13 protein-coding genes and 2 pseudogenes are annotated in these 12,292 nt (G+C 57.2%); 7 read left to right on the plus strand and 8 right to left on the minus strand.

Going from position 1 to position 12,292, the window contains the following annotated elements:
- Positions 1 to 160 (minus strand): transposase (locus L598_RS02455; RefSeq protein ID WP_144859921.1); only part of this gene is annotated, 160 nt, incomplete at its 3' end.
- A 752-nt stretch (positions 161 to 912) separates the two neighbouring features.
- Positions 913 to 1,206 (minus strand): annotated as a pseudogene (locus L598_RS02460) (glutamine cyclotransferase); the annotation flags it as partial.
- 167 nt (positions 1,207 to 1,373) lie between these two features.
- Between L598_RS02460 and L598_RS02465 the strand changes: the two are divergent.
- Complete coding sequence (locus L598_RS02465) at positions 1,374 to 1,724, plus strand: DUF899 family protein (RefSeq protein ID WP_246658597.1); 351 nt, start codon at positions 1,374 to 1,376, stop codon at positions 1,722 to 1,724.
- 332 nt (positions 1,725 to 2,056) lie between these two features.
- On the opposite strand, the gene L598_RS02470 is transcribed toward L598_RS02465, so the two are convergent.
- The gene (locus tag L598_RS02470) at positions 2,057 to 2,266 is read right to left on the minus strand and encodes a hypothetical protein (protein WP_144859927.1); all 210 of its coding nucleotides are present in this window, start codon (positions 2,264 to 2,266) and stop codon (positions 2,057 to 2,059) included.
- A 1,142-nt stretch (positions 2,267 to 3,408) separates the two neighbouring features.
- Between L598_RS02470 and L598_RS02475 the strand changes: the two genes are divergently transcribed.
- The 5 genes from L598_RS02475 (at position 3,409) to L598_RS02500 (ending at position 7,432) form a co-directional block, all read left to right on the plus strand.
- Positions 3,409 to 3,735: a glycine zipper 2TM domain-containing protein gene (locus L598_RS02475; protein WP_144859930.1), complete on the plus strand. Its 327-nt coding sequence runs from the start codon at positions 3,409 to 3,411 to the stop codon at positions 3,733 to 3,735.
- Between the two features lie 571 nt (positions 3,736 to 4,306).
- Positions 4,307 to 4,867, plus strand: coding sequence for a hypothetical protein (locus L598_RS02485; protein WP_144859933.1), 561 nt, complete (start codon positions 4,307 to 4,309; stop codon positions 4,865 to 4,867).
- Between the two features lie 122 nt (positions 4,868 to 4,989).
- Positions 4,990 to 5,694 (plus strand): class I SAM-dependent methyltransferase, encoded by a 705-nt coding sequence (locus L598_RS02490; protein WP_144859936.1) that lies wholly within the window; start codon positions 4,990 to 4,992, stop codon positions 5,692 to 5,694.
- A gap of 13 nt (positions 5,695 to 5,707) precedes the next feature.
- Positions 5,708 to 6,358, plus strand: a complete 651-nt coding sequence (locus L598_RS02495; RefSeq protein WP_144859938.1) for a sulfotransferase — start codon at positions 5,708 to 5,710, stop codon at positions 6,356 to 6,358.
- A 447-nt stretch (positions 6,359 to 6,805) separates the two neighbouring features.
- The gene (locus tag L598_RS02500) at positions 6,806 to 7,432 is read left to right on the plus strand and encodes a helix-turn-helix domain-containing protein (RefSeq protein WP_144859941.1); all 627 of its coding nucleotides are present in this window, start codon (positions 6,806 to 6,808) and stop codon (positions 7,430 to 7,432) included.
- A gap of 242 nt (positions 7,433 to 7,674) precedes the next feature.
- On the opposite strand, the pseudogene L598_RS02505 reads toward L598_RS02500, so the two are convergent.
- The 5 genes and pseudogenes from L598_RS02505 to chrA all read right to left on the minus strand — a co-directional run.
- Positions 7,675 to 7,791: pseudogene (locus L598_RS02505) on the minus strand (arsenate reductase); the annotation flags it as partial.
- Complete coding sequence (gene arsB, locus L598_RS02510; RefSeq protein ID WP_144860151.1) at positions 7,788 to 8,849, minus strand: ACR3 family arsenite efflux transporter; 1,062 nt, start codon at positions 8,847 to 8,849, stop codon at positions 7,788 to 7,790. The pseudogene L598_RS02505 and the gene arsB, both read right to left, overlap by 4 nt.
- 61 nt (positions 8,850 to 8,910) lie before the next feature.
- The gene (locus L598_RS02515) at positions 8,911 to 9,420 is read right to left on the minus strand and encodes an arsenate reductase ArsC (protein ID WP_144859944.1); all 510 of its coding nucleotides are present in this window, start codon (positions 9,418 to 9,420) and stop codon (positions 8,911 to 8,913) included.
- A 10-nt stretch (positions 9,421 to 9,430) separates the two neighbouring features.
- The gene (locus L598_RS02520) at positions 9,431 to 9,763 is read right to left on the minus strand and encodes a metalloregulator ArsR/SmtB family transcription factor (protein ID WP_144859947.1); all 333 of its coding nucleotides are present in this window, start codon (positions 9,761 to 9,763) and stop codon (positions 9,431 to 9,433) included.
- Between the two features lie 557 nt (positions 9,764 to 10,320).
- Entirely contained in the window at positions 10,321 to 11,547 is a 1,227-nt protein-coding gene (gene chrA, locus L598_RS02525; protein WP_144859950.1) for a chromate efflux transporter, read from the minus strand.
- Between the two features lie 255 nt (positions 11,548 to 11,802).
- Between chrA and L598_RS02530 the strand changes: the two genes are divergently transcribed.
- Positions 11,803 to 12,291 carry a hypothetical protein gene (locus tag L598_RS02530; RefSeq protein WP_144859953.1) on the plus strand — a complete coding sequence of 163 codons (489 nt, stop codon included), beginning with the start codon at positions 11,803 to 11,805 and terminating at the stop codon, positions 12,289 to 12,291.
- The last annotated feature ends 1 nt before the right edge of the window (position 12,292 follow it).

The following is a 12,292-nucleotide window of genomic DNA, read 5'->3' on the forward strand; positions in this document are numbered from 1 at the left end:
GGCTCATGCCGCCATATTGCTTACGCCACCGGTAGAACGTCAGCTCGGAAACGCCGATCTGGCGAACAGCATCCGCCATCGCCATGCCTTGGCCGCGCAAAACCTCAMCCTGCCGAAGCTTCGTGACGATCTCGTCGGGCTTGTGTCGCTTGTTTGCCATTGTGGTCCTCCTTCATGGTCAAAACCATACTTCAAGGTGGACCCGTTCAATGGGGGTGGATCACCGAGAGCGGCTGTTTCCGAACTTGTTCACCGATGCCGAAGTGACGGTGGCAGAAGCACCAGCGCTGTCATTCAGAGAGGTGTAGGCAGTTGGAAGTCGCACGGGCATAGTTTGAAGGCCGCATGATCTCAGATACGTCCAAGTGTAAGAGAAACTCGGATCTCCTGTCAGGAGATCGGCGATAACGGATCTATCGAGTAGGCATTAAGCAACATAGTTGCACCAAATTCGGGTGACCGATCTCAGCGAACCGAGAGCAGGGGTAAGGCTTGCCGGCGAACGCTGATTGAAGTTGATTTGGGAACCGAACCAATCCACAGAAATATTTTGTTGGTATTTCTTTTGATTCGCAGCCCTCGCCGAACAACATCAACGATTTGAAAAACAAGAGTAATTTTCAAATCTTCGATTCCGCCCCTGGGCACCATCCCCTCTTCTCCCGACATTCCCTTCCACCGAAGCTTCTGTGTTGCAGTTTCGTAAATGACTGAACTTGTTGGTTTTCACCTACCGACATGAAATACTGAACCTTCGTCCACGGGCAAAATCCAAAACTCTCTGATGGTGGTGGTCTTCAGCTCTGGGTTCGTCCAAGACGTCGTGGCTGCGGCACTTCGCCTTTGCCAAGCTATGGCCGCTGCAAGATCAAGTATTGTTCTGAAACTGGCTGCGGCCGCCGGCTAGACCGGTCAGCATGCCCGTTCCGGGCGGCGGACAACCCTCACCTTTCCACTGTTTCCGCCGCCGCAGAGGAATTGGCCATCTCCGTCCGCTTCAAGTCCGGAGACGCCTGTTCCGGTTGGCATATCCAGGCGCTCCCGCACTTCTCCCGTCTCGGGATCGATGCGCCGGACATCGCTTGCCTCGTTCTCCCAGGTGCCGTGCCAAAGTTCGCCGTCCACCCAAGTGACACCGGTCACGAAGCGGTCGGATTCGATTGTACGCAGCACGGCTCCAGCTTCGGGATCGACCTGATGGACCTTCGCCGTCATGGCATGGGTTGCGACCGTCGATACAGCACCGATCTGCTCATCAGGTTCCGGCATGCTCCCGGTGGACGTAATGGCCTGGATGTATCTGCTCATGAGCCTTTTCCATGTGTCGCCATGGCTGAGCCTTGTTTCCCGTCGCGCCGGGATTGTTCAAAGCCTTGAAATTCAATCGAAGGAGACTGACCATAGCGGATGGGCTGGAGGTCCCGTGGGTTTCATCGGATGATCGTGACTTCAACTATGATTTCGGCGTGTCATTTACGCCGGAGGAGCGCGCGGCCGGCCGTGCCCTCTATAATTACGGACTCACGCCAATCCGCAATGCGTCCGACATGTTCGGGCTCAGTGTCTTTGCAAAGGATGAGAAGGCTGACATCTTCCACACCTACTCGACCTACCACCGCGGCACGGAGCTGCTGATGGGGGCATTCAACTGGCTCGATCTTGCCCCCAAGGGCCGCAACGAGAACGGTACAATGAGCTGGGTAAAGCTGCACGACGAGTACTAAAACGGGTACAACCCAAGGGAGAGCGATCCCACGCAGTAGTCATTTCAGCCATGGAGCGGTCGTTCGATACACATCGGGACCGGCCCGAGCAAGGAGGCAATCGAAGCGTGTTCCCTGAAAGACGCAAGCCTTGTCGGGAACAATGTCGGGAACAATTGCCCGATCTGCCGGTTTATACCTCCCAGCGACTGGGTGATCCAATGGTCCGTCCCCCCAACCAGCCATCGCCCGTTGCTTGGGAAGGTAGCAGTAGAAGGCCTCGCTGGCTTAAGCCAGCGAGGCCCTTCATTGCTGGTGCTCCTGCGCAACACATATGAATGTATCAATGCCGATCATCGCCCAAGCGGCTGGCTGGCAAGCGTGACGAGTTCGTCTTCGCCCCGCACACCTGCCAGGAAGTAGCTGATTATACGGGAAGCGCGAGCCTCGCGTTCCACATCGCTTTCGTCCTGCGCAGAGGATCTTTCGAAAGCCCGCCCAAGTAATGCAAGATCATCGGGATGGACAATGCGGGCTTCTGCGGCGTGTTGACGATAAGGCATACCCCCTCCGGTAACCATGTGCAAAGGCAAAGACGGGGAGCCCGCCTGCTGTCGGGAACTGGACTTGGGGTCCGCTCTGCCAATCTTTCAGACAGTTTGCCTTATAGGTGAATGCTGTTGCGGGATTTTGGTTCCGGATGAACCGTTGTTTCCAAGGGAGCGGCCGAGTGTGATGTCCGACAAGGATCATTCCTGAGGAGACGGATGATGCTGCCGGCATCCGGCCAGCGCGTCAGGCACGGGTTAAGGTGGTTTTGCGACAGAATTGGCAATTCACCCATGCCAATTCTGTCATTCAAATCCGCATCCCAATGCCCACATGAGACCGCGGCCGACCTCGCGGGTTCGGCCCGCCCCGTCGGTGGTATCGGTCCACCAAGCATGCCGCCGGCGGGGTTCTTGTGGTTCATGGAACGCCACATATCTCTTGACCGAAATGTCACAGATACACAGATCGCAATCCTCGGCTGGTATGGTCTCCTTCCCATGTCATAATCCTTTTGTCGGAGGATGCGAAATTTAACTCAGCCCGATGGTTGAAAGAGGGTAAGCTTCAATTATCCTTTGCAGAGCTTGGTGAGTGCTACGGGAGGCACGGGTGCACAAGTCGGTCGATAAGGAATTGATCTGGACACCATGGGGATGGCTGCCACCGTCGACCCGCTACCGCTCCTTGCAGGGAACGGTGGAGGTGTCGGAAGCGCCTCGCATGGATAGGCGTTCCTCAAGGAACATCAGGAAATACCTGCCTCGCCACCAAAAGCGCGTTACCAGCTATCCGGATGTGATTGGTGACGACCTGGTCTTTCACAGCCCGCCGCATCCAACTTTTGCTCGTTGGCTCATATCCGCGCTGCCACGTTCTTTGCGCCACGAATGATCCGGCAGACGCCGCCGGTTGCCAGCGGGGACTTTGCAGCAACCGACGGCGTGAGGCACCACCAAGCGAAAAGAGCCTCACAGCCAACCGTAGTATAAATCGCGCAGACGAAAAGATGACGAAAGTCATGCTGCCTTAGTGCTCTCCTTTGCTGAAGGCTCTTCTTTCGCGTTGGAAAACCGAAACACGCAGCGATGCGGTCAGCTTCCGTTCATCATTTCTCTGTATCTTCGGCGCGCGGGGACATATTGGAGACTTCATAATGAACAAATTCACACTGGCAGCTCTCGCAGCCACCGTGCTTTCATTGGCTCTTGCTGGCTGCCAAGGTACAACACCGCAACAACAGCGGGCGGGTACCGGTGCTCTTATCGGCGCAGCGGGCGGCGCCTTGGCTGGCCAAGCGATTGGCCGCGACACCAAGAGCACAGTGATAGGAGCCGCCGGCGGCGCTCTGCTTGGCGCGGTCGTCGGCACTGCCACCACCCCGCAAGGACAGCGTGATGGAGATATGTGCCGCTATCGCGCCCCGGACGGTCAGATCTACGTGGCACAGTGTGACGAGCGCTACTACAGCGGACAATACTGACCCCTCAGCACACATGGTGCGGCGTTCATGATCTAACAACAATAGATCAGGGCGCCGCGTTCAGCGTCTGGCTTAGAAGATTCCCCCCTGCCACGTCAAAAATCCCAGGGGATGCGAGATCGAGACCTGTTGTCTCGGAACCAGCCGGATTGCGAGTCGCCAGGCAGCCACCGCTTACCCGCGCGATCGGCGCAACCATGCCGTTGGGTGCCGACATCGATGTGCTGGCAGTGGTTGCCTGCGCTCGTGAGCACGGATAGGTTGCCGGAATCGTTACGAAACGAGGTTTCAATGCAGGCTGACGGCGGTCTCGAATCTCCCCAATGAGGTCTTCCCGATTTCGATATCGATAGCCCCGTTTTGAGGCCGCCATATCAGTCAGGCCTGGCAGATTGAGTGGGTAAATTTGCGACCAGAGGTCAAGAAACAGATATCTACCGACGCGCTTCGCAGAGCCCGGCCTTATGATCCCGGTATCCGCAAAGCCAATTATCAAGGTTGGTCAAGAGTAATCGAGGCTAGCGCATCGCCCTTGCGGCGCGTAACCTCGTGATGGGATCAGGATCAGATAATGAAAATTCAGATGTCGAAAGATGAGATTGCGCTTTTGAGCAATTTCATGCGCAAGTCCGATCATTATTTCGAATTCGGCATGGGCGGCAGCACCTGTCTCGCGGCCGAACTGGTCGCCAAAAGCGTTTCCGCAATAGATAGCAGCATCGAATGGGTGCAAAAGGTCCGCGAGAAGATAGGCGAGTCCCCCAAGGACATCACCTTGACACATGTTGATATAGGCCCGATAGGAGCTTGGGGGTCGCCAAAGGGGAGTTCGAGCAAGCATCTCTTTCCTGCATATTCAGACACCATCAAGCAGCAGCGTCGCGATATAAACCTCTGCCTTGTCGATGGTCGTTTTCGCGTTGCGTGTTTCCTGAAGGCGCTTGCTTATCTGGACAGTGATGCTGTTTTGGCGATGCATGACTATCGTGTACGCGACTACTACCATGTCGTCGAGGAGTTCGCCCGCCCGATCGCCGCAACAAACACCTTGGTATTCTTTGTCAGACGGAAAGGGGTGATGCCGCCAGAAATCGAAAGAAGCGCTGCCTCTTTCGTTTTCGACAGTCGATGACTACCAGACCTTTCTGCAGGCCATCGAGAAGAATTCCAGGACGAAGCTAACCGAACGGACGATCAAGCGGATACGACAGACAGCCACGGCTGCTGCATGGGCATTTACAATAGGGTTTGAAAATGAACAACGATCTGTCAGCTAAGCCGAGTGTCGTTTACCACCTCCTTCGACAGGCTGTATTCGAACAATCGCTCATCTTCATGCAGGGGGTTCTTGGCAAGAAAGGGACCCTGATAGATTTGGGGGCTGGTCATTGCGCCTTTTCACGCATGGCCCATGCCATGGGATGGAAAGCCACCGCCCTAGATGTCCGGAAGGAACGGGTACCTGACCTGCCGGGTGAGATCGGTTTCATCCACGGCGATATAAATTCCATGGTCTGGAACCCTGCTGACTACGATGTCATCCTTTGCCTTGGCGTATATTATCACCTCGATCAGAATATGCAGCATCGGCTTCTGGAAAGGTGCAAGGGAAAGCCGATCATCATCGATACGCATATTGCCAACCCTCCTGGCATGCCTACACGCTACGGCAGGATGCTTGGTGAGACATACGAAAAAAATGGCGAATGGGGAGCGGACTACAAGGAGGCCCCACATCTTGACGACAAGGCAAGGAAGGAAACAGGGCTGCTTGCTTCCTACGACAATCCAACAAGCTGGTGGCAAACAAAGGATTCGCTTCTTCAGACACTCCATCAATATGGATGGCCCCACGTTTGGACTTTCGACTATGACGGACTCGATTTTGTTCAGCGAACCTTTTTCGTGTGCAACACAGTCGATCAATCCGGCACTGGGTTGAGTGGCATCCGTATCTAGGATCAATGCAGGAATGCTTGAACAGCTCGCAAACGACGGCATCGCCTATTTCAACAACCGACCGCCCAGCGGTGGCAACACCATTATTGCGATGGGGCCGCCGCGGTCGGGCACCAGTATGGTAATCACGACCCTTCAGGCCCTTGGCGTCTTCATCGGAGATGACCCCGTGCGCGGTACACTTGAGGATCGACGCCTGACATTAGCGTTGGAACGGAAAAATGGTAACCCGAAAGAGGTCATCACCGACTACAACCGCCACTCCGTTTGGGCTTATAAGCGGCCTTGGGCCTATGAGTATATCGAAAGAAAGGCGCATCTTTTCAGGCGACCGCGTTATATACTGACGTTTCGCGACCCAATCGCAATCGCCAAGCGAAACGAGTTGTCTATGGGGCTGCAACTCGCTGAGCAGGTGAAGCTGGCCGCTGATAGAACGGCGGCTGTCGCTGATTTCATGCTCAACACCAGTCGACCAACCATGGCGGTCAGCTATGAGAAAGTGCTGAGCGACCCACGCAAATTCACCATGGCACTGGCTGCGTTTTGCGGCATCGAGGCCAACACAGAGGCGATCACTGCGGCCTCGCAGAAGATCGAGAACGGCCCGGACGCCTACCTTATTGCCACTCAGACCCGCTTCCGCAAAAGCAAGGCATCTTGAATGTGCCCTGCCAACCGGAAACCTTCTTCGAAGAAGGCAGCCAGTCGAGAATTATCTACAAGCTTCCTCACAATACCTATCTAATCTTTCGATTTTACGTAAACTGTATCTCTAGACTGCGCTTTGCGCCGAAAAGACTACATTGCAACATCGTCCTGTGCTAAAGTTCCATCTGGGCCAGGCGTCAGATACGGAAATGTGCCGGTATTCTACCGAGATCACATGCGACAACGGTCAGCATGCCACAGTGGTATGGGCATGGTCGGAAACCGAGCAGTGCGCCTATATACTGGAGGCATGGGACACAGAGACGGGATACGAGATTCCGATCATGTCATTCTCGGATCATGATGTCGCGCAATTTGCGGACTTGGTTGCGGCGCTAGATCCTTTTCCACCTTACGACTTCAGCTTTTAAACCAACTACCAACCACGATAGAGCTTTCCATGTCTGTGTCCGAGATCAGCTTCGCCAGAGCCGTTGGCATGGGGCCGAATGCGCGGGCGATCCGAGAGGCACTTTCACAACCTCTCCTGATCGCAAAGCTCGAGCCGAAGCAGGCGCGACAGCTGGCGGATAACGTGGAGGGCATGCTGGAGGAGAGCCGGCAGGAATGGCCGGGAATGGATGATGCCGTACGGCACAGACTGGCGCTGTTCCTCATTGGAGCCTGGCGGCTTTTCGGGCCAGTCATGCGCGAAACACAACCCCTGCCCCGCACGATCATGCACCGCTTCCTGCACGCGGTGGAACTGCACCTGCGCGACCACTGGACGATCGCCCGCTATGCGGAAGAGGTCGGCGTGACGGCAGAGCGGCTCAATGTCACTGTCCGACGCGTTGCCGGACGCTCGCCGCTCGCAATCATCCATGCACGGCTGGTGGAGGAGGCAATCAGCCTGCTGGAAGGGAGCAATCTTCCCGTAGCCGACATTGCCGAGACGCTCGGCTTTCAGGACCCGGCCTATTTCAGCCGTTTTTTCAAGCGCGAGACGGGCCGCTCGCCCAACAAACACCGTCAGGCCTCCGCGCTGCGCGCGCACAACCGCCATTCCTTCGCGGCATGGCCGTAACTGAAGCGACCCCGCTGATATATCCGGGCTGAACAAGACGACGGAGCTGGCTGGTTGGCAGAAAGCAAAGCCGAGAGATCAAGGCAGAAAACAGAAGCATGGACGACGGCTTATCTCTCTGAGGAAACCGTTTCAGGATAGCGGTGAGTGCGATCACGTCGGATGTCTGGCAGGAACCTTGGGACAACCCAGATAGAATGAAGTCGGGTTGATTTCTTGTCAGCGAATGTCCCTCACCGACAAGACGGCGGCGTTTTCAGGTATTCGATCACTTCGGGCTCCTCGCCCGACTGTCGGAGCATGACGAGCACATTGCGGGAAGTCCCGCAGGCAGGATCGTGGTAGATCGTCATCGTCATTCTGCAGGGCTCCTTGCCTGGGACGCGGTCACGGCCGGGGCCCGCTCGTACCAATCACGGCTACGGTTCACGATCCATACCACGGAAAGCATTACGGGAACCTCGACCAGCACCCCGACCACGGTAGCGAGCGCGGCCCCCGAACTGAAGCCGAACAGGCTGATGGCGGCGGCCACCGCGAGCTCGAAGAAGTTCGATGCGCCGATCAATGCCGACGGTCCCGCAATGCCATGCTGCTCGCCCGAAGCGCGGTTGAGCAGATAGGCCAGACCGGAATTGAAATAGACCTGGATCAAGATCGGTACCGCCAGCAGGGCGATAATGAGAGGCTGTGCGATGATCTGCTGGCCCTGAAAGCCGAAGAGAAGAACCAGCGTTCCCAACAGCGCGACAAGGGACAGCGGCTGCGCTTTCCGCAAGAATGCCTGGAGCGCTTTCTCCCCTCCTTTTGCCAAGAGGTTTCGCCGCATGACTTGCGCGATAATGACCGGAATGACGATGTAGAGGACTACCGACAGGGCGAGTGTGCCCCAGGGGACCGTGATGGCCGACAGTCCCAACAGCAGGCCGACGATCGGCGCAAAGGCAACCACCATGATCGCGTCGTTGAGGGCGACCTGGGACAGGGTGAAATGGGGTTCGCCCTTGGTCAGGTTCGACCATACGAATACCATCGCCGTGCAGGGGGCCGCCGCCAGGATGATCAGCCCCGCAATATAGGAATCGATCTGCTCCCCAGGAAGATATGGCCTGAAGAGCCAGCCGACGAAGACCCAGCCGAGCACCGCCATCGAAAAAGGCTTCACGGCCCAGTTGACGAACAGCGTCACCCAGATTCCGCGCCAGTGCCTGCCGACCTCGCCCAACGCCCCAAAATCGATTTTCAGGAGCATCGGGATGACCATCAGCCAGATGAGCATGGCAACCGGGATGTTGACCTTGGCGATCTCGGCACTGCCGATCGCATGGAAAAGTACTGGCATGAGATGACCGAGGGCGATGCCCGCGACTATGCAGAGCACAACCCAGAGGGTCAGGTATTTCTCGAAAGGGCCCATCCTGGCCGGATTTGTCTCGCGGGCCGCGGCTGCGCCTTCAGTCATGGGATTCTCCGGTTGTTCACCCAGCTTGCGGCAGGTCGCGGCCGATCTCGTCCAGACGCTTCTTGAGCGCCAGCCCATCCAGCGTTTTCAGGGGCAGCGCAGTGAAGATCGATATGCGGTTGTTGAGCATTCGGTAGGCTTCGGCAAATGCCAGGTGCTTTTCGGCATCCGTTCCCTCGGCCCTGGCAGGGTCAGGGACACCCCAATGGGCCGAAATCGGCTGTCCGGGCCATACTGGACAGGTTTCGTTGGCGGCATCATCACAGACCGTAAATACGAAATCCGTTTTGGGAGCACCAGGTCGTGCAAACTCATCCCAGCTTTTGGAGCGGGCGAAGGACGTGTCGTAGCCCAGGCTTTGAAGAAGCTGGACAGTATAGGGATGGACCTCTCCTTTCGGATTGGAGCCGGCCGAAAAGGCCCGGAACTTCCCCTGCCCCGCACGGTTCAGGATCGCCTCCGCCAGGATGGACCGCGCGGAATTCCCCGTGCAGAGGAACAGCACATTCAACGCTGGTTCGCTCATGACGAACTCCTCAACGGTTGCAGGTAACGGCTTCGATCACCGGGCGGCACAGTTCCACAGAGCCGTTGCAGCAGTCTTCCATCAGGAAGGCCAAGAGATCCCGGAAGCCTGTCATGTCTGCGACATAGCGGATGACGCGGCCATCGCGTTCGGCCCGCACGAGACCTGCATGCGAGAGCACCTTCAGATGGGCTGATGCAGTGTTCTGAATCACGCCCAGACGGGACGCGATCTCTCCTGCGGGAACGCCAACCGCACCGGCACGTACCAGAAGGCGGAAGATATCAAGGCGAGTCTCCTGCCCGAGCGCAGCTAATGCGGACAAAGCCAATTTTCTATCCATATATCTATAAATCCAGATTTATTTATTTATTGATAGCACTATCCCCTGCCCCTGTCAAAGGAGGCGGCGCAATTGCATCCTGTTCAGAGGTTGCCCATTCAGATGAGCCCGGTGCATCGTCGGGTAACAAATTGCCGTCATGGAAAAAAGAGCCGAGGAAGCCGGCTGCCAGCCAATACCCGTGCAATTCGGCGACGATCTGCCCGCCAGCGATCCTACCGAAGTCGTTTCCCGGTCAATACCGACCAGCCCGACTCTCGCAACACACGCAGGAGACGGGGGGCACACAAGGCTGCAGCAACGACCTGGCCAGCCAGGAAGATTTCGCCGGAAATGGTCAAATTGCCATCGGGCAACAGCCAAGCCGTCAGCCAGAGAGGCAAGGCTGTGGCAATGGAAATGACGACGCCAGCATCCACAAGTCGCATCTGGTTATTATAGCCAATCCAAGTGGACAAACAAAGGCGACATCTCCCTTGCATGCAAGAGGGCAGGCGTCGATCCTCCCCGCGCGGATGACGATCCTCAATCGGGTTACGCCTATCCCAGACGCATCCTCAGCCGAACCCGATCAGAACGCCTCCGATTGCGGCAATAATGACCACGATCCATGGCGGGCTTTTCCATGCTGTGAGAAGTACAAAGCAGGTCAGCGCCAGAGCGAATTCATAGCCACCGGCAATGGCGCTGGTCCAGACCGGCTGATAGAGAGCTGCCCCCAGGATACCGACAACCGCCGCATTGGCGCCGCGCATGAGCGCCTGCGCCATGGGTCGGGTTCGAAACATGTCCCAAAAGGGAATAATCCCGACCAGCAGCAGAAATCCCGGCAGAAAGACGGCGACAAGCGCAATCGCCGCCCCGGCCAATCCGTTCGGCTCTGGACCAAGCACCGTGCCGAGATAGGCGGCGAAGGTGAAGAGCGGACCGGGCACAGCCTGCGCAGCGCCATAGCCGGCCAGGAACTGGTCGGCGTTTACCCAGCCCGAGCGGACGACTTCAGTCTCCAGCAGGGGAAGCACCACATGGCCGCCGCCAAAAACCAGCGAGCCGGCACGATAGAAAGAATCGAAAATTGCCAGACCTTGTGCAGAAACGCCCGCAGTGAGGATTGGCAGGCACAACAGCAGGACAAAGAACAGCAATAGAGCAGCCACACCAGCGGCGCGTGAAACAGGAAAGCTGACGTGGCTCGCGATCGCCTCACCATCGGACCGGCACAACCACAGCCCGGCAAGACCGCCGATGACAATCGCGGCGATCTGTCCGAACGAGCCGCCGACAAGCGTCACGACCAGAACCGCCCCCAGCGCAATGCTGGCGCGCTCCCGATCGGGGCAAAGACTTCTTGCCATGCCCCAGACGGCCTGGGCAACGATAGCCACGGCGACCACTTTCAAGCCATGGACGATGCCTGAGCCGATCGGTCCATCAAATGCTGCCGCCCCGAAGGCAAACAGGACCAGCAGGATCGCCGAGGGAAGCGTGAAGCCTGTCCAGGCGGCTGCCGCCCCCAGCGCGCCGCCACGAAGAAGCCCAAGCGCAAAGCCCACCTGGCTTGAGGTAGGCCCCGGCAGAAACTGGCACAGCGCCACCAGATCCGCATAGCCTTTTTCGTCGATCCAGCCCCGGCGCACAACGAGTTCGTCGCGAAAGTAGCCGAGATGGGCAATCGGCCCGCCGAAGGATGTCACACCCAGCTTCAAAAAGGCTGCAAAGACCTCGCTTGCTCTTCCCTTCGGATTGTTCAGGCGCGGGGTTGCTTCGATCGCAGTATCATTCATCGGTCACGGCCTTGCCCCGAACTTCCACTTGGCTGTCCTGACGGAAGCACAATCCACGCCTCATCGGGATCGGCCAATGCCGCCATCTTGGGCCGGACCCCTTGCGCGTATTTTTGGGCCGGAATGCCGCCCTGCTTGGCGGTGCAGGCATTCGGGAGGAATCCATATTCGCCGCTTCCTGGTCAAATCGGCGCCGCAAAGGGACCCGAGAAACTGCATATGGAACTTCCCTTTAACTTGTGGTTGTATAAGTGAATGAAATACAATTTATCTACGCATGATCATGCGCTGACATTCGCACATTCAGGTCTTTCGGGGCAGGGCTTGCTGGTTCAGATCGACACGGTGACGGAAGTGGAAAATGACCCCTCTTCCGGCGCAATAGAGATTTCAGGAATGACCGGACAGGACCGTTGCAAGGTCCGGATACCGACGAGCGCGCTTGGCGAAATTCTGCAGGCTTCGATCCGGGCCGAAGAATCGGGCTACCTGCTGGAAGACGATTTCCAGGTCGAAATGCCGATGCTCGTCCCGGAGAGCGTCACGATCGAAGCAGCAAAGGACATGGGACTGGTCTTCCGTTTTCATCTGCACGACGGAAGACAAGCCGCGTTCATCATCCCAACAGGCATCCAATTCGAGCAACTCGACAAAGCCGCCCGAACCGTCTCGGAAGGTATCCAGATGGCTGATGACGGCGTGACGGCAGATTGCGGGTCCGAACCGGGTCCAGCTTTGGTCTGAT

This window comes from Mesorhizobium sp. J18 (assembly GCF_007829525.1).
Classification (GTDB): Bacteria; Pseudomonadota; Alphaproteobacteria; order Rhizobiales; family Rhizobiaceae; genus VLJP01.